This window comes from Stenotrophomonas sp. 115C5 (assembly GCF_056861055.1).
This window is the reverse complement of record NZ_JBSPUQ010000003.1, coordinates 53,532-71,320: the sequence shown is the minus strand read 5'-3', so window position 1 is coordinate 71,320 and position 17,789 is coordinate 53,532. Positions and strand designations below refer to the sequence as shown.

The following is a 17,789-nucleotide window of genomic DNA, read 5'->3' as shown; positions in this document are numbered from 1 at the left end:
ATTCCCAATCTGCGGAGGACGTCATGGCGCACCAGAGCCGTCTGGCCGGATTCATCATCGACTGCCAGGACACGCCCGCTGACGAAGGCGCACGCTTCTGGGCGGCCGCACTCGGCCTGCAGGCGCAGCCATCGTATGCCGAAGATGGCGCCGAGTACGCCGACCTGCAGGGCGCGCCCGCGGGCCTGAACGTGGAAGTACAGCGGGTCGCTCACCCATCGCGGGTGCACCTGGACATCGAGAGCGACGACATCGATGCCGAGGCAGATCGACTGGAAAAACTCGGCGCGCGCCGGATCGGCTTCGTCAAACGCTGGTGGGTAATGGAAGCACCGACCGGCCATCGCTTCTGCATCGTGCGCATGCGCGAGCGCGAGGTGCCTGCCAATCACTGGCCCTGAAAAAAAGAAAGGGACGGAAGCCACTGCTTCCGTCCCCTGCGGTTACTGCACCTGCGCCACACTCGGCGGCTGCGGTGATTGACCCCACCCCCCCAGCGCCTTGTACACGCCCACCACGCTGACGTTGACCTCGGACTCGGCGGCCGCCAACGCATCATCGGCCGCCAGCTGCGTGCGCTGCGCATCCAGCAGGGTCAGGAAGTCCTCCGAGCCCTCGCGGTAGCGGATCTGCGCCAGCGACTCAGCACGGCGTGCCGCCTGCGCCTGCTCGACCACGATCGCCAGCCGCGCCTGCTGCTTGGAATAGCGGGTCAGCGCGTTTTCGGTGTCTTCCAGTGCCAATAGCACGGCCTGCTCATACTGCGCAGCCACACCCTCGGCTTCAGCCTTGCTGGCACGCAGGCGTGCACGCACGGTGCCGAAGTCGAAGGCTGCCCAGCTCAGCGAAGGGGTCAGCGACCAGGCCTTGTTGTTGCCATTGACCAGGCCACTTGCATCGCCGCCGAGGAAGCCGACGAAACCGGACAGCGACAGCCGCGGGAACAGATCCGCAGTGGCCACGCCCACGCGTGCGGTCGCCGCCGCCAGGCGACGCTCGGCCACGCGCACGTCGGCGCGTTGGCGCAGCAGCTCGCGGGTATCGCCCAGCGGCAGTGCCTTGGCGAATGCCTGCACGTCATGCGGTGCAAGCATGGCGGTCAGCGTTTCCGGGCGCTGGCCCAGCAGCACCGCCAGCCGGTTACGCGACTGCGTCTCGGATACTTCCAGAAGCGGAATGTCGGCCTCGATCGCCTTCAGCCGCGCACGACTGCTCTGCACGTCCAGCTCACTGCCGGCGCCCAGCTCCCAGCGCGCCTCGGTCAGCTTCTGCGTATCGCGCAGGTTGACCAGCGTGTGCTGGGCCACCGCAATGCGCTTCTGCGTACCGCGCAGCTCGAAGTAGTTGCGCGCCACTTCGGCGGCGACCAGCACCTGCGCGTCGGCCAGGTTGGCCTGCTCGGCGTCGAGGTCGGCGCGCGCGGCTTCTGCAGCACGGCGCTTGCGGCCGAACAGATCCAGCTCCCAGCCGGCGTCGAAGCCGAGCTGGTAGCTTTCACTGAACACCCGCTGCCCACCCAGCTGCGGATCGGGTTGCTTGCGGCGGTCGTAGCTGCCGCCTGCGGTGATGTGCGGGGCCTGGTCGAAACGGCTTTCGACGAACACCGCGCGGGCCTGGCTGACGCGGGCCACGGCCACGCGAAGATCCAGGTTGTCCGACAGTGCGCCATGCACCAGCTGTTCCAGCACCGGATCATCGAACTGCGCCCACCAGCTGGCGACCGGCGAGACGGTACTGAACACCGGCTGCTGTGCGCTCTGGAGGACCACCGGCTCCTGCATCGGAGCCTTGTAGTTCGGGCCGACGCTGACACAGCCTGCCAGCACCAGGCTGGAGACGGCCATCGCCAACGTGCGGATCACCATGGCAGCACCTCGCCCAGGTAGGTGAAGCTGCCACTGGCGCCGGATTCACCGATCAGCGCCATTTCCACGCTGGAACGTGCGCCTTCGCTGATTTCGATTTCGCCGTTGCCGCCGTTCATGTCGGTCTTCACGTACCCCGGATGCACGGTGTTGACCTTGATCGGGGTGTTGCGCAGTTCGTAGGCCAGGCTCAGGGTCCAGCTGTTCACCGCTGCCTTGGAGGCGTTGTAGGCCGGCACCTTGAAATCGTAGATGCCCGACGCCGGGTCGGCGTGCAGGGTCTGCGAGCCGAGTATGCTCGACACGTTGACGATACGCCCGGACTTGGCCTGCTTGACCAGCGGCAGGAACGCCTGGGTGACCGCCACCAGTGCATACACGTTGGTGTCGAAGGTGCGCTTCCAGGTATCCAGCGACTGCTCCGACGGCGCCTGCGCCGGGTTTTCGATCATGATGCCGGCGTTGTTGACCAGGATGTCGAGGCGCCCATGGCGCTGGCGTACCTGTTCGACCGCTTCGGCGATGCTGGCTGCATCGGTCACGTCCAGCTGGATGGCTTCCACCGGCAGGCCCTCGGCCTGCAGCTTCAGCGCCTGCTCCACGGCGGTCTCGCGCTTGCGCCCGGCGAGCAGCGTGTGCACGCCGGCCTGCGCCAGCTGGCGCACGGTTTCCAGGCCGATGCCGCGGGTGGCGCCGGTGACCAGCGCGATCTTGTTCTGATGGGTGTTCATGGATTCATTGCCTTGGTAGGGGGAAGCGGGCGCCGGTGGTTGCCGGCGCCGCTGTTTTCCATGTCAGTGGTGGATGGTCGGCTCGCCGTGCTGCACCAGCTGGCCACCACCGTTGCGGGTGACGAACTTGCGCAGTGCCACGTAGAACACCGGGGTCAGGAACAGGCCGAACAGGGTCACGCCCAGCATGCCGGCGAACACGGTGATACCAGTCACCGAGCGCACCTCGGCACCTGCACCATGCGACAGCACTAGCGGCACGGTGCCGGCGATGAACGCGATGGAGGTCATCACGATCGGGCGCAGACGCAGGCGGCAGGCTTCCAGTGCCGATTCAACGATGCCCTTGCCGCCCATTTCCAGCTCTCTGGCGAACTCGACGATCAGGATCGCGTTCTTGCACGCCAGCCCCATCAGCACCACCAGGCCAACCTGCACGAACACGTTGTTGTCACCACCGGTCAACCACACGCCGAACAGCGCGGACAGCAGGGTCATCGGCACGATCAGGATCACCGCCAGCGGCAGCGACCAGCTCTCGTACAGCGCGGCCAGCACCAGGAAGGCCAGCATGATCGCCACCGGGAAGACAATGAAGGCGGCCTTGCCCTGGGTCGCCTGCTGGTAGCTCAGGTCGGTCCATTCGGTGGTCATGCCTACCGGCAGCACCTTGCCGGCGATCTCGGTCAGCTTGTTCATCGCCTCGGCGGAGGACAGCAGGCGCGGGTCGGCTTCACCGGCCAGGTCAGCCGCCGGATAGCCATTGAAGCGCAGCACCGGGTCCGGGCCGAAGGTCTGCTTGATGGTGACCATCGAACCGATCGGCACCATCTCGCCGCGGTCGTTGCGGGTGCGCAGCTTGCCGATGTCCTCGACCGTCTCGCGGTACGGACCGTCGGCCTGGGCGATCACCTGCCAGGTACGGCCGAACTGGTTGAAGTCGTTGACGTAGGCCGAGCCGAGGTAGGTCTGCAGGGTGTCGAACAGTTCAGTGAGCTGCACGCCCTGTGCCTTGGCCTTGACGCGGTCGACCTCGGCATCCAGCTGCGGCACATTGGCCTGGTAGCTGGAAATCGGGAAGGCCATGCCCGGCGTCTGCGCAACGGTACCCTGCATCGCCTGCACGGCATTCTGCAGCGCGCCGTAACCCAGGTTGCCACGGTCCTCGATGAACATCTGGTAGCCGTTGCCGTTGCCCAGGCCGAGGATCGGCGGCGGCATCATCGCGAAGGCAAAGCCCTCCTGCAGGCCAGCGATCTTCTGGTTGATCTCGGCGTTGATCTGCGCGGCGGTACGACCATGGCGCTCGGCGAACGGTTTGAGCGGAATGAACGCCACACCGGTGTTCGGCGTATTGGTGAACTGCAGCGCGTTCAGACCCGGGAACGAGATGGTGTGGGCGACGCCATCGGTTTCCTGGGCGATCTTGGCGACCTTGCGCAGCATTTCATCGGTACGCGCGATCGACGAGCCTTCCGGCAGCTTCACACCCGCGATCAGGTACAGCTTGTCCTGGGTCGGGATGAAGCCCGGCGGCACCAGCTTGAAGATCACGCCGGTACCGACCAGCAGGATCGCGTAGACCACGAACACCGCGCCGCGGCGGCCGAGGATGCGGGCCACGCCACGCTCGTACTTCTCCGAGCTGGACTTGAAGAAGCGGTTGAACGGGCGGAACACCCAGCCGAACAGGCGGTCGATCAGACGGCTCGGGCCGTCCTTCGGGGCACCGTGGGCCTTCAGCAGGCGCGCGGCCAGGGCCGGCGACAGGGTCAGCGAGTTGATCGCCGAGATCACCGTGGAGATGGCGATGGTGACCGCGAACTGCTTGTAGAACTGGCCGGTGACACCGGACAGGAACGCCATCGGCACGAACACGGCACACAGCACCAGCGCGATCGCCACGATCGGGCCGGACACCTCACGCATGGCCTGGTGTGCCGCCGCGGTGGGCGACAGGCCTTCTTCGATGTTGCGCTCGACGTTCTCCACCACCACGATCGCGTCGTCGACCACGATGCCGATCGCCAGCACCAGGCCGAACAGGCTCAGCGTGTTGATCGAGAAGCCCAGCAGGTACAGCGCGGCGAAGGTACCGACCACCGACACCGGCACCGCGATCAACGGGATGATCGAGGCACGCCAGGTCTGCAGGAACAGGATCACCACCAGCACCACCAGCGCGATGGCTTCCAGCAACGTGGAGACCACGGCCTTGATCGAGTCGCGCACGAAGATGGTGGTGTCATACACCGCTTCGTACTTCACATCGGCCGGCATGGCCTTCTGCATCTCGTCCATCGTCGAGATGACCTGGTCACGGATCTCCAGCGCATTCGCACCCGGCGACTGGAAGATACCGATACCGACGGCGTTCTTGCCATCCAGCTGCGAGCGCAGGGTGTAGTCACCGGCACCCAGTTCCAGGCGGGCCACATCGGCCAGGCGTACGATCTCACCGTCCACACCGCTCTTGAGCACGATGTCGCCGAATTCCTTTTCGGTCTTCAGGCGGCCCTGGGCATTGATCAGGGTCAGGAACTGGCTGTTCGGCAGCGGTTCGGCACCGAGCTGGCCGGCCGAGACCTGCACGTTCTGCTCGCGCATGGCGCGCACAACGTCGCTGGCGGTCAGCCCGCGCGATGCCACCTTGTCCGGGTCCAGCCAGGCGCGCATGGCGTAGTCGCCACCACCGAAGATCTGCGCGTCACCCACGCCCGGAATACGCGCCAGCGCATCCTTGACGTGCAGGCGTGCGTAGTTGCGCAGGTACAGGGTGTCGTACTTGCCTTGCGGCGAGGTCAGGTGCACCACCATCAGGAAGGTCGGCGACTGCTTCTGCGTGGTCACGCCCTGGCGGCGCACGTCTTCAGGCAGACGCGCCTGCGCCTGCGCCACGCGGTTCTGCACCTTCACCGCCGCCGCGTCCGGGTCGGTGCCCGGGCGGAAGGTGACGGTCATCTGCAGCACGCCGTCCGAGCCGGCAACCGACTTCAGGTACATCATGCCTTCGACGCCGTTGATGGCCTCTTCAAGCGGCGTGGCGACGGTCTCGGCAATGACCTTGGGGTTGGCGCCCGGATACACCGTGCGCACGACCACCGACGGCGGCACCACTTCCGGGTACTCGCTGATCGGCAGGATCGGAATCGTGATCAGGCCTGCGGCGAAGATCACGATCGACAGCACCGCCGCGAAGATCGGCCTGTCGATGAAGAAACGGGAAAAGTCCATGGAGGAATTCCTGGGAAAGGCGTTCGGCGGGCAACAGCCGCCCTGCCCCTCGTCACTTTGACGAAGGCAGGAACGGCTGCCGCTGGCGCCGGCAGCTAAGCGGGGACGCGGATCAGTGGTTCAGTGCGGCAGTCGCATCACGGCCCGGTGCCGGCGGCGCAGCCTGCGGCTGCATCGCCACCGCCTTGGCCTGCACCGGCATGCCCGGCATGAAGACCTTCTGCACGCCGTCGATGATCACCTTGTCGCCGGCGGCCAGGCCGTGCTCGACAATGCGCAGGCCCTCGGCGGTGCGGCCGAGCTGGATGTCACGGCGCTGGGCCTTTCCATCCTTGTCGACCACGTACACGTACTTGCGATCCTGGTCGGTCAGAACAGCCTTCTCGTCGATCAGCAGGGCCTGGAACTGGCCGCTGCCGAGCAGCTGCACGCGGGCGAACAGGCCTGGCGTGAACTGGCGATCGGCGTTGTCCAGCAGCGCGCGGACGCGGATGGTGCCGGTGCTGCGGGCGACCTGGTTGTCGAGGAAGTCGACCTTGCCCGAATGCGGGTAGCCCTCTTCGCCGGACAGGCCGACCTTCACCGGCAGATCGCTGTCACGCTCGCTCGGGCGCTCGCCCTTGCGTGCCATCTGGGCGTAACGCAGGAAGGTGCTTTCATCGGCATCGAAGTAGACGAAGACGGTATCCAGCGAGACCAGCGTGGTCAGCACGCTGGCGCTGTCGCCGGCGGTGACCAGGTTGCCGGCGGTGACCATCGCGCGGCCGGCACGGCCGTCGATCGGCGCACGCACCTTGGTGAACTCCAGGTTGAGGCGGGCCGCATCCAGCGCAGCCTGCGCCGCCTGCACGGCGGCACCGGACTGGTCGGCTGCAGCGCGACGCTGCTCGGCCGTCTCGGTGGAAATGGCCTGCTGCTCGGACAAGCGCTTGGCACGCTCGGATTCGCTGCGGGCCAGCGTGGCCTGGGTGCGGGCGCGGGCGAGTTCGGCAGCGGCGCGATCGTACTCGGCCTGGTAGCTGCGCGCGTCGATGGTGAAGAGCACTTCGCCCTTCTTCACTTCCTGGCCTTCGACATAGTTGACCTTGTCGATGTAGCCGGACACGCGCGGGCGCAGTTCAACGCTCTGTACCGCTTCGACGCGGCCGCTGAACTCGTCCCACTGGCTGACCTGCTTGACCAGCACCGGTGCAGCGCTGACCTGCGGCGGCGGCGGCGCACCGGCTTCTTCGGCGTGGCCGCCGCTGCAGGCCGCAAGCACGGCGGCGGCGAGGATCGACACGCCGACCATCGCAATGCGATGGCCGAAACGATGTGGAGTGGAATTGGGGGAAGTCATGGCATGCATCCGTACGGAGGGGTGGTACAGCTAGATGAGAACGTGTTGCAAAAACAGGCGCGCATCCTGCGACCTCAACCATGGTCGAGGTCAAGCGACGCCCGCGGTATCGCGCCAGAGGGGAGGAACGTCCAGGTGCAGCAGGCCGCGCGGCAATTCGGCATCACTGCTGTCGCAGCGGACGATGGCGCGGTTGTCGCGGCAGCCATCAAGCAGGGAGACCACGCGGCGGCCGACCAGCAGCGAGCTGGGCCACTCGATGCAGGCATTGGCCGCGTTGGCAGGCGTACACACCGGGCTGCAGACTTCCAGCATCTGCGCACGCACGCCCAGCGCCTGCGCTTCCTGGTGCACCACCTGCGCGTACATGCGCAGCGCGGCAGTGGTGATCGAGGTCTCGCCGTAACCCGCCCATGGCTTGGCGTTGGCCGGGCTGCCGATCATCACGTAGCGGCGCGCATGCACGTTGTCCTGCAGCAGCGGCAGCAGATGACGCACCGCGTGCACGTGCGGCATGAGGTCGGCCTGCATCGCGCCCAGCAGTTCATCGCCATTGCGGTCGGTCACCCGGCCGCGACGGTAAGGACCACCCATTGCGGCGATCACGGCGGCCAGCGGACGCGGGCGATGCGCGATGCGTTCGGCCAGTGCGCGCGCCGAGCCGTCATCGCTGAGCGAACCCAGCAGCGTCTCCAGGCCCGGCTCGTCGGCGAACTGCTCATGCAGCGTCGCCAGCCGGCCCGGATCGCGACCGACCACCAGCACCGGGCTGCCGGCTTCCAGCAATGCGCCAACCACGCCCTGGCCGACGGCACCGGTGCCGCCGAGGACCAGGACTTCGGGCGTCAGCATCCCATTCACGGGACATTTCCTCCCAAATCCGGGATAGTCCCGATTCGACGCAGCCGGTCGCCCTTGTGCGGGACCAGGCGGATGGCACCGCCACGCTGCTGACGCATGGGCGCGGTAAACTCACGAAAGTCCTTGTGTACCAAGGAACTCGGGCGGACTTCAACGGTCATTGCCAGGTCCAAGGTGCTCTGGCCGGCGTTCCGGAGACGGGCAAGAATGTTGCGCAGGCTCATGGCGGACGGGCTCCAAATAACGAATGGCGCCACGATAGACCTCAAACCTTTACTTGATTAGTCCTGATTAAGGGGAATAATCATCCCGCTCCCGGTCCAATCGTTCTGTCACGATTGTCCCATCCCCGACGTCCAGGATCCCAGACCATGTCCCACGATCTCAACGAGACGCTGATCTTCGTCAAAGTGGTCGAGCAAGGCAGTTTCATCGCCGCTGCAAAATCGCTCGGCCTGCCCAAGACCACGGTCAGCCGCAAAGTGCAGGAGCTGGAAACGCGCCTAGGTGCGCGCCTGCTGCACCGGACCACCCGCCGCCTCGGTCTGACCGAAGCGGGCTCGATCTACCACGAGCATTGCCAGCGCATCGCACGCGAGCTTGAAGAGGCCGAAAGTGCGGTGAGCCAGTTGCAGTCCGGCCCGCGCGGCTGGCTGCGCTTCACAGTGCCCTACTCGATCGGCATCACCTGGATTGCGCCGCTGCTGGGCCAGTTCCATGCGCAGTACCCGGAAATCCGCCTGGACATGCATATGGGCAACGAGAAGCTGGACCTGATTGCCGGCGAAGCCGATCTGGCGCTGCGCGTGGGTGCCCTGCCCGATTCCAATCTGGTCGCGCGCAAGCTCGGCAGCCTGCGCACGCAGGTGTTCGCCAGCCCGGCCTACATCGAACGCTATGGCGAGCCGCTGCATCCGGAAGAACTGCAGTTCCATCGCATCCTGGCGATGCGCAAGCCGTACCACACCGGCAACTCGCCGCGCTTCACCTGGCAGCTGGGCGAGAACGGCGGCGAGCTGCGCGACTTCCCTGTTACCCCGCTGATGACCGCAAACGACATGTCCGCGCTCAATGGTGCGCTGGTGTGCGGCGAAGGCCTGCTGTTGACCGGCGATGTGATGGCCAAGCCGTTCGTTGAATCGGGCATGGTGCGTCGCGTGCTGGCCGGCTGGACCGGCCCGGAAGTGGACTTCAATGCCGTGTTCGCCGGTGGCCGCCTGGTCTCGCCGAAGGTGCGTGCGTTCGTCGACTTCCTGGTCGAGAAGCTCAACTTCGACGCCAACTACATGCTGGCGCAATGCCCGGGCGCGAAGCTGGCACAGCAGCAGAAAGAGAAGGAAGACGCTGCGCTGGAAAGCAGCGGCAAGCGGATCCTGGAGAAGGTCGCGGCTTCGGCGGCGTAACCGGACGCATCCACGCACGGCATGGGTCTGGCCAGCGCGCGGCGCGGCGTTCTGTAGAGTCGAAGGTAGCGGCAGGAGCCGCTGCCAACGTCGTTTGCGACGGCCCGACGGGTGCCGGTCAGGACGACCGGCATAGCCATGCTCGACTGCTGTTGGGACCGCGCCGACCAAGGTCGGCATCTACCAGAAGAGGTAGCCCAGCGTGGCTCGGCTCTACAGGCGCTATCGGCGTGCCGAGCAACGCTCGGCACCCACAAAAATGCCGCCTGCAAGGGCGGCATTTTCGTTCCGGCCGATGGCCGGACCGGCTCAAGCAATAACGCGTTGCGTTATTGCTTGAGCGGAATCACACGAATCTCGACGCGGCGGTTCTTTGCACGGCCGGCGTCGGTGCTGTTGTCGGCAATCGGGTACGACTTGCCGGCGCCCAGCGTTTCGATACGCACGCTCTGCACGCCCTGGCCGATCAGGTACTGCGCGACCGAATCGGCACGTTCCTTCGACAGGCGATTGTTGACCGCATCGCTGCCGATGCTGTCGGTGTGGCCGACCACTTCGATCATGGTCTGGTTGTAGTCACGCAGGGTGCCTGCCACGCCGTTGAGCGAACCGTAGAACTGCGGCTTCAAGGTCGCCTTGCCGAAGTCGAAGGTGATGCCGTCCGGCAGGTTCAGCATGATGTTGTCGCCCTGGCGCTGCACATCGATGCCGGTGTTGGCGGTGCGCTCGCGCAGTGCGCGTTCCTGGCGATCCTGGTACTGGCCGACCGCGGCGCCGCTGAGCGCGCCGATACCAGCACCAATCAGGGCATGCTGACGGCGCTCGGTGGCGCTGTCGCCGGTCAGCAGGCCGGCGGCCACGCCGATGGCGGTACCGATCAGGGCGTTGCGGCCGGTGCGGTTCTGCTGCTCGGTCGGGTTGCCGTACTGGTCACTCTGTACGTAGGAGCCGCCGGTGGCGCAGGCCGACAGGACGGCCGCACTCATCAGGGCCAGTGCGACGTTGCGGGTGGTGTTGCGGATCATGAGGTTCTCCTTGGTTTCCGGTCGGCCGGCGGCCTGCGGGCGCAAAGAGAATAAACAGCCCGATGCGATGCCGGAATGATGATCGGGCACGCCGACAGGGCCGCGTTCAGCTAACTGACCGGATCACTCAACCCGCACTTTACCCCGCTCCTGACTGCCGGTAGGCAGCCAGCGCGGCATCGCGGCCAGCCGCCAGATCCACCAGCGGCGTACGCGGATAGCCCGGGGCATGCGCCGCCAGCAGCAGCGGATGCTGCCACGGCGCGAAGCGCGCCTTCACCGGCAGCGCCGCCAGTTCGGGCACCCAGCGGCTGATGTAGCGGGCCTGCGGGTCGAACTTCTCGGCCTGGGTGACTGGGTTGAACACACGGAAGTACGGCGCGGCATCGGCACCGGTCCCAGCCACCCATTGCCAGCCCATCGTGTTGTTGGCCAGGTCGGCATCGACCAGGGTGTCCCAGAACCAGCGTGCGCCATGCAGCCAGTGCGCGCGCAGGTGCTTGCACAGATAGCTGGCCACGATCATCCGCACCCGGTTGTGCATGTAACCGGTGTGCCACAGCTCGCGCAGGCCGGCGTCGACGATCGGCACGCCAGTGTTGCCGCGCTGCCAGTCGTGCAGCTGCGCTGCACTCGGTTTGGCCCACGGGAAACGGTCAAAACGCGGATTGAGGTTGTCAGTCGGCGTCTTCGGGAAGTGATGCAGCAGGTGGTAAGCGAAGTCACGCCAGCCCAGTTGCCGCAGATAGCCGTCGATGTCGGCGTCAGTGCCCGTACTGCGCAGGCCTTCCAGCGCATGGGCAATACGCCACGGCGCGATCTCGCCGAAATGCAGATGCGGCGACATTCGCGAGGTGCCCACGCGATCCGGCAGGTCGCGCTGCTCACGGTAACCCCGCAACGCGCCATCCTCAAACACCGACAGCGCCTCCAGCGCACCGGCTTCGCCCGGCTGCCAGTGCTCCCAGAAGCCGGTATCCCAGTCCAGCGTCGGTGCCAGCTGGAGATCATCCAGTGCGAGGCTGTCGACCGCGTGTGCCGCCAGTGCCTTTGGTGCGGCCTGCAGCGAAGGCAGGCGCCAATGACTGAGTACGTTGCGCCAGTACGGCGTGAATACCTTGTACGGCTGTCCCTGCTGGGTCGCGATATCCCACGGCTCGAAAAGCAGGCTGCCATTGCAGCTCTGCGCGTCGATGCCCTGCTCGCGCAGCGTGCGTTTGACAGTCGCGTCGCGTGGCTGGGTGGCCGGTTCGTACTTGCGGTTCCAGTACACGGCTTCTGCGCCGGTCTGTTCGATCAGGGCCCGCAGGGCCGGCAGGCTGTCACCACTGCGCAGCACCAGCGAGGAACCCCGGGCGCGCAGGTCGGTATCCAATGCCGCCAGGGAACGGTGCCGCCACGCATCGGAGGCGGCACCCGGCGCCCACTCGCCTTCTTCGTGCGGCGCATGGATGTAGACCGGCACCACGTCGTGACCGGCATCCAGCGCGGCCTGCAGGGCCGGATTGTCCTGCAGCCGCAGGTCACGGCGGAACCATACCAACGCTACCGACACATGCACCGCCTTCATTGTGGAAGGCGCACATGATAGCCAGCGGCGGTGAAGGAGATGCGCGCGCCCGGCCATCCACGCGTGGCGTGGGTCTACTGCTTGAATCGCTCCATCGCTTCACTGATCAGCGCGCGCGCCTCGGCGGCGTTGCCCCATCCGTTGAGCTGTACCGGGTTGCGCCCCGCCGGCAGGTCCTTGTAGACCCGGAAGAAGGCCTCGATGCGCTGCCGTTCGATCTCTGGCAGATCGGCCAGATCGCGGATGTTGGCGTAGCTCGGATCAACCTTGTCGGTCGGCACGCCGATGATCTTCTCGTCGTGCTCGCCGCCGTCGATCATCTTCAGGTAGCCGATCGGCCGGAAGCGCACGATCACGCCCGGATGCAGCGGTTCGCGGGTCAGCACCAGTGCATCCAGCGGATCGTTGTCACCGGCCAGGGTGCGCGGCATCGAACCGTAGTTGGCCGGATAGGCGACCGGCATCGACTGGAAACGGTCCACATGGACCAGGCCATCGTCCTTGATCTCGTACTTGGTGAAGCTGCCGGCCGGAATCTCCACCGCCAGATTCACCTCCTGCGGGGCCTGCTTCGGCTGCGCCACCAGGAACGGATGCAGCACGGTATCGGCGGCGGTCACTGCACTGGCCAGCAACAGCAGGGCGGCGCCGATGGCAGCGAGCGGAAGGATGCGACGGGGCGTGGTCATCGGTGCGTCCTCATTCCCAGCAGCGGTCGGCACGACCCTTGGCGGTCTGCGCGCGCGGGCAGCCGCGTGGCGTGATGCGGCCTTCGGTCAGCTCCGTGCGCTGCTTGCCACCCTTGGCATCACGGCGCAGTTCGAAGGCATCGTAGAGACGGCCGGTCACGGTGCGCGCTTCATAGCGCAGGTGCTGCGGATCGATGTTCAACACCTGGAACAGCTGGGTGTCCTCAGCCACCGGGTCCATCGTCCTGCGCGCTTCGTCGGAAAGGCGATACTGCTTCGGCCCCGCCACGGTGACCACATACTGCGGCGTCGCGGCCTGCCCTTCACCACGGCGACCATAGGTGTGATCGTGGCCCTGCAGCACCAGGTCGACGTTGTGGCGGCGTACCACGGGCAGCAGCACGTCACGCAACGCGGCGTTCTCGCGTCCTTCGCGCGGCGAGTAGAACGGCTGGTGCAGCAGCACGATGGTCCACGGCTGCGGATTGCCGCCCAGTACCTTGTCCAGCCACTGTGCCTGTGCCTTGGCGGTGCCCAGGTCGAGTGCCGAAGTGCCATCGACCACGGCCACGCGCACGCCCTGCGCATCGAACCAGTAGCTGGTCTGCTGTGCGGCGCTGGCGCCATTGCCCGGCAGCGCGAACGTCACCGGCCAATGCTTGCCCAGCACGCGGCGTTCCTGCGGGGTGTCCTCGAACTCCTCGAAATACTCGTGGTTGCCGATGGCCGGGGCCACCAGCGTTTCCTGCGCCAGCCAGCTGGTAGCAGCAAACCACTCTCCCCACTCGCTGTCATCCATGTTGTCGCCGCCGCTGACCAGGTCGCCGGCAAACAGGCTCATGCGTGCCTGCGGTGCGGCCTTCTGCCCGGCACGCACTACCCGGCTGACATGGCTGACGTTCTTGTTCTGGGTATCGCCGAAGTACAGCAGGGTCAGCGGCTGGTCGGCGGCGGCCAGCGTGCGCAACTGGTTCCAGGCGCTCCAGCTGCCATTGCCCTGCACGCGGTAGACGTACTGGGTATCCGGCTGCAGGCCGCTGATGTCGGCGCGATGATGATGCGACAGACCGTTCTCGGTCTGCAGCGCACGGGTCGTTGCGCGCACCTGGCGGATGCCCTCGATGGCCGGTGAATCAGCGGCCAGGGCGATTTCCAGCAGCGGCGCCTGCACGCTGCCATCGGTACGCCAAGCGACAGCGAATCCATGGCTGGGATCGACCGCCGGCGAGGCGACGATGCGGTCAGGTACCGTCGTTGCTGCGTAGTGGCGGCTACCCGCCGGCACCTGAGTATTCGGTTCGGCCGCTGCGAACGACAGTGACGGCAACGCCAGCAGCAAGCCCAGCGCCAGCGTGCGCATCACGCAGTGCCCGCTCATGCGCCACACTCCAGCGGCAGCGCCAGCTGCTTGGCGATGCTCTCCCAGTCGAACGCCACCACGCCCTGGTCATCGTGCACGGCATAGAGCGCACCGTGCGGGAAGCGCGCGCTGGGTTGCTGCATCATCCAGATACCATCAGTGTTGGCCACGGTATTGCCCTGGAACGCGCCGACCGGCTTCAGCGTGTGCCGGTCGAACAGGTGGAACACGCTGCGCTGCTTGCCCTGTTCGGTGGTGATCCACCAGCCATCCTTGCCGCAGGTGCGCAGGGTCACGCCTTCGGCCTGGGCCTTGAACACGTCGCGGCCGAAGGTGGTACCGGTGAAGCGACCTGACAGGGTGTAGACCTTGAACTCGCTGGCGTAGCTCTCGTCCTCTTCGGCAATCAGCAGGCGGTCGTTGTCCGGGTCGCCCCAGATCGACTCGACCACGCGCAGTGCTCCCGCCTCGGTGGTATCGCCGATGCTCGCCACCAGCTTCGCCTCGACCTTCGCACCGTCACGGGTCACGTGGAACTGGCGCACGCGCTTGTCCAGTTCGGCCAGCGGCGGCAGGATGTCATTCCCCTGCGCATCCTCGCCGTTGTCCCAGGAGTCGGTGACGTAGACGCTGTAGCCATCGGCACGGCGGTCGACCCACAGCCCGTACGGCTTGCGCAGGTCGTCCGCAGCGAACGTCGCCAGCGGCACGAAGTCCGGCAGGCTCAGTACCTGCACGCGGTGATTGTCGCGCTCCACGATCCACAACAGGTCGTCGATCACCGCGATGCCGTTTGGGCGGTCGAACTGCCCCGGTGCGGTACCGCTGCTGCCGACGTCACGCAGGTGCTGCCCGGTGCTGCCGTCGTAGACCACCAGCTTGTCGGTGGCCTTGGCGGTGGCGATCAGCCACAGCGCGCCGTCCGGCGCGCGCCAGGCCGCCGGCGAGTCGATGTTGTCGGCCGGGGTCATTGGTGACAGGAAGGCTTCGGCGATGGTGGTCACCACGCGCTCGCCACTGGCGGCCGGCGCGGCCGCTCCCGCAACCGGATCGTTGCCGGTGGCCGGCGTGCAGCCAGCAACCAGCGTGGCGGCCAGCGCCGCGGCCAGGACAGCAATGCCACGCCCCATCACAGCGCCACCTTCAGGCCCAGCGCATAGGTGCGGCCGTACTCTTCCATCTGCAGGGTGCGCGAACGGGTGCCCTGGTACAGCTCCAATGGCTTGTCCAGCAGGTTCTGCGCTTCGAAGTACACGCTCACGCGCGGGGTGAACTTGTAGTCCAGCGAGAAATCGAGCTGTGTGTTGGGTGCAACGTAGATGTCGAATGCGCGCCCCTTGCCGATGCTGTCCAGGTACTCGCTGCGGTACACGGCCGCCAGGCGCGTGCTTACACCGTACTTTTCATAGCCGATGTGTGCGCTGTAGACATGCTTGGAAGCGCGCGGCAGCGTGAAGTCCTCGCCCGCACGGTCCTTGATGCCGGCGTCGAACTTGGTATCCAGCCAGGTGCCACTGGCACCGACCAGCAGGCCATCAAGACCGTCCGGCAGGAAGGCCAGCTGCTGCTGCCAGTTGAATTCCGCACCACGCACGGTGGCCTTGCGACCATTGATCGGCTGGGTCACGTCGAATCCACCGTAGGCCGGATCATTGGTACGCACGGTCTCCACAATGTAGCCATCGATCGATTTGTGGAACAGGCCCAGCGAAACGATGCCGCTGCTGCCGATGTACTTCTCCACCGACAGGTCGATGTTCTTCGATTCGTACGGATCCAGTTCCGGATTGCCCAGGCGCACTTCCTCGTCACCGCGGCTGTAGCCCACGCGCGGCGAGACGTCGCCGAAGGACGGGCGCGATACGGTCTTGTTGGCCGAGGCGCGCAGCACCCAGTCATCGGCGGCGTCATAGCGCAGGTGCAGGCCCGGCAGCACGTTGGTGTAGCTGCTGTTGGCCACGCGCGGGGTGACGGTGAAGCTGCGGCCGTTGGCCGCCACGTCCACCTGGTTGCCGGTCGCCTTGAACTGGGTGTTCTCCACGCGCACGCCGCCGATGATGCGCAGTGCACCGATGTCCCAGGTGCCCATCGCATAGCTTGCGAAGATGTCTTCGCTGGCCACGTAGTCCTCTTCCAGCGAGGTCATCGCGTTGCCACCGACGTCCTGCGGACGGGCACTGTACTGGCCGCCATTGGCCGCCCAGAAGGCACGCATCGCGGCCGAATCCATGCCATCACCCAGGTTGCCGTGGCGGTGTTCGGGCGAGGAGGTGCTCCAGCTCGACAGCGCCACCTTCGGGCCGACACGCAGTTCGCGCTCATCCACATTGACGTCGCGGTCGCGCCAGCGGCCCAGCAGGCCGATCTTGATGCTGCTGCTGTCGCCGTCGAAGCGCACGTTGACCTGCGCGCTGTGCTCCTTGTCGTTCACCTGCTTGGGCGAAAGCACGAAGCGGTCGAACGCGTAGTTGCTGTTGTCCAGCCACTGCGGATTGTCGAAGCTGTAGCTGGGCAGGCGGCTGCTCTGGTCCAGGGTGCCGTTGAAGGCCTTGCCGTTGAGCTTGAAGCGCGCCTCCATCTCGTCATTCACGCGCTCTTCGGTACGGGTGTAGCCAACCCTGTAGTCGACCACGGCGTTGGTCAGCTTGTTCTCGCCACCCAGGCTGGCCGCGAAAGTGTTTTCCCTCTTGGTGCGGTAGCGCATGCGCTTGTCGATGGAATCCTTCGGCATGCCATCCAGGCGGTACTGGTCGGTGCCGGTCTTGACCATCTTGGCGTCGTCGAAGTTGAAGATCACACGCTGGCGGGTTTCGGCATCGTCGAACTGGCTGTACAGCGTGCGCAGGTAGTACTTGCTGTCTTCGTTCGGGCGCCAGTCGAGGTTGAGGTTGGCGCCGATGCGCTTGCGCTCGATCTCGTACTTGCGGTGCTGCAGGTTGATCGCGGTGACGTCGCCAGGTGCGGCGTCATCCTCGCCGTCATACTCCACTTCGGTGTTGTCCGACTCGAACTTCCGCTTCTGGTAGTTCACGCCCAGGGCCACGCCGAAGGTGTCGTTGAACACTTCGCTGTAGTTGAAGGCGGCCTTGGGGCTGGTCTCGCCGGACAACTGCTGGTGGCTGCCTTCGATCTTGCCACGCAGGCTGCGACCGTCGCGGTCGAAGGCCGAGGCCGATTCCACCAGCACGGCGCCGCCGATGGCATCACCGGGCATGTCCGGGGTCGGCGACTTGACCACGCGCAGGCGTTCGGTGGAGTCGGACGGGATCACGTCCAGCGGCGCGGCACGGCTGGAATCCTCCGGCGTGCCCACGGCGATGCCATCCACGCTGACGCTGTTGAGATTGGCATCCAGGCCACGAATTACCACGAAGCGGCCCTCGCCCTGGTCGCGGGTGACGCTGATGCCCGGCAGTCGCTGCAGCGACTCGGCCACGTTCTTGTCCGGGTACTGGCCCAGGGCATCGGAGGACACCGCGTCTTCGATGGCGTCGCTGCTGCGCTTGAGGTCGACCGCGCGGATCTGCGATTCGAGCTGGGCGCGCACTTCGATGCGGTCCAGGTCGACCGCGTCCGACGCCACGGCGCCGGTGGCGGCTACCGCCTGCTGCCCGGCGGCATGCAGCGGTGCTGCGGCCCCCATTGCCAGGGTCAGCGTGATGGCAACGGCCAACGGAGTCTTGATATGCACTGGGAATCCCCATTCCTGTTA

The 17,789-nt window shown here is 66.1% G+C and carries 14 protein-coding genes; 2 read left to right on the top strand and 12 right to left on the bottom strand.

The genetic code is table 11. The features are described 5' to 3' along the window. Positions 1-23: 23 nt before the first annotated feature. Positions 24-401 carry a VOC family protein gene (locus tag AC13FN_RS05530; protein ID WP_054171485.1) on the top strand — a complete coding sequence of 126 codons (378 nt, stop codon included), beginning with the start codon at positions 24-26 and terminating at the stop codon, positions 399-401. A 42-nt stretch (positions 402-443) separates the two neighbouring features. Here the strand turns inward: AC13FN_RS05530 and AC13FN_RS05525 are convergent, their stop codons facing one another. From AC13FN_RS05525 to AC13FN_RS05500, 6 genes are all read right to left on the bottom strand, one after another. Continuing rightward, complete coding sequence (locus tag AC13FN_RS05525) at positions 444-1,865, bottom strand: efflux transporter outer membrane subunit (RefSeq protein WP_217015646.1); 1,422 nt, start codon at positions 1,863-1,865, stop codon at positions 444-446. Continuing rightward, entirely contained in the window at positions 1,859-2,596 is a 738-nt protein-coding gene (locus AC13FN_RS05520; protein WP_482985242.1) for an SDR family oxidoreductase, read from the bottom strand. Before AC13FN_RS05520 ends, AC13FN_RS05525 begins: the two co-directional genes overlap by 7 nt. A gap of 63 nt (positions 2,597-2,659) precedes the next feature. Then, positions 2,660-5,830, bottom strand: coding sequence for an efflux RND transporter permease subunit (locus AC13FN_RS05515; RefSeq protein WP_054171484.1), 3,171 nt, complete (start codon positions 5,828-5,830; stop codon positions 2,660-2,662). Between the two features lie 112 nt (positions 5,831-5,942). Then, positions 5,943-7,169 carry an efflux RND transporter periplasmic adaptor subunit gene (locus tag AC13FN_RS05510; protein ID WP_482985241.1) on the bottom strand — a complete coding sequence of 409 codons (1,227 nt, stop codon included), beginning with the start codon at positions 7,167-7,169 and terminating at the stop codon, positions 5,943-5,945. Positions 7,170-7,259: 90 nt separating this feature from the next. Next, a complete protein-coding gene (locus tag AC13FN_RS05505; RefSeq protein WP_482985240.1) occupies positions 7,260-8,030 on the bottom strand; it encodes an SDR family NAD(P)-dependent oxidoreductase in 771 nt (256 codons plus the stop codon). Then, positions 8,027-8,254, bottom strand: coding sequence for a hypothetical protein (locus AC13FN_RS05500; protein WP_012510726.1), 228 nt, complete (start codon positions 8,252-8,254; stop codon positions 8,027-8,029). Before AC13FN_RS05500 ends, AC13FN_RS05505 begins: the two co-directional genes overlap by 4 nt. Positions 8,255-8,401: 147 nt before the next feature. Between AC13FN_RS05500 and AC13FN_RS05495 the strand changes: the two genes are divergently transcribed. Beyond that, positions 8,402-9,433, top strand: a complete 1,032-nt coding sequence (locus AC13FN_RS05495) for a LysR family transcriptional regulator (RefSeq protein ID WP_005409107.1) — start codon at positions 8,402-8,404, stop codon at positions 9,431-9,433. Between the two features lie 329 nt (positions 9,434-9,762). Here AC13FN_RS05495 and AC13FN_RS05490 read toward each other — a convergent pair whose 3' ends face one another. The 6 genes from AC13FN_RS05490 to AC13FN_RS05465 all read right to left on the bottom strand — a co-directional run bounded on the left by AC13FN_RS05490 (position 9,763) and on the right by AC13FN_RS05465 (position 17,720). Further along, a complete protein-coding gene (locus AC13FN_RS05490) occupies positions 9,763-10,458 on the bottom strand; it encodes a YiaD family glycine zipper/OmpA-like lipoprotein (RefSeq protein ID WP_008267948.1) in 696 nt (231 codons plus the stop codon). A 139-nt stretch (positions 10,459-10,597) separates the two neighbouring features. Then, the gene (locus AC13FN_RS05485) at positions 10,598-12,013 is read right to left on the bottom strand and encodes a cryptochrome/photolyase family protein (RefSeq protein WP_482985239.1); all 1,416 of its coding nucleotides are present in this window, start codon (positions 12,011-12,013) and stop codon (positions 10,598-10,600) included. Between the two features lie 89 nt (positions 12,014-12,102). Continuing rightward, the gene (locus AC13FN_RS05480) at positions 12,103-12,717 is read right to left on the bottom strand and encodes an inorganic diphosphatase (RefSeq protein ID WP_049434915.1); all 615 of its coding nucleotides are present in this window, start codon (positions 12,715-12,717) and stop codon (positions 12,103-12,105) included. A gap of 10 nt (positions 12,718-12,727) precedes the next feature. Further along, a complete protein-coding gene (locus AC13FN_RS05475) occupies positions 12,728-14,077 on the bottom strand; it encodes a purple acid phosphatase family protein (protein WP_478413677.1) in 1,350 nt (449 codons plus the stop codon). 14 nt (positions 14,078-14,091) lie between these two features. Continuing rightward, positions 14,092-15,207, bottom strand: a complete 1,116-nt coding sequence (locus AC13FN_RS05470; protein ID WP_482985238.1) for a phytase — start codon at positions 15,205-15,207, stop codon at positions 14,092-14,094. After that, positions 15,207-17,720 carry a TonB-dependent receptor gene (locus AC13FN_RS05465; protein WP_478413676.1) on the bottom strand — a complete coding sequence of 838 codons (2,514 nt, stop codon included), beginning with the start codon at positions 17,718-17,720 and terminating at the stop codon, positions 15,207-15,209. The genes AC13FN_RS05470 and AC13FN_RS05465 overlap by 1 nt, the downstream gene beginning before the upstream one ends. Between the last annotated feature and the right edge of the window lie 69 nt (positions 17,721-17,789).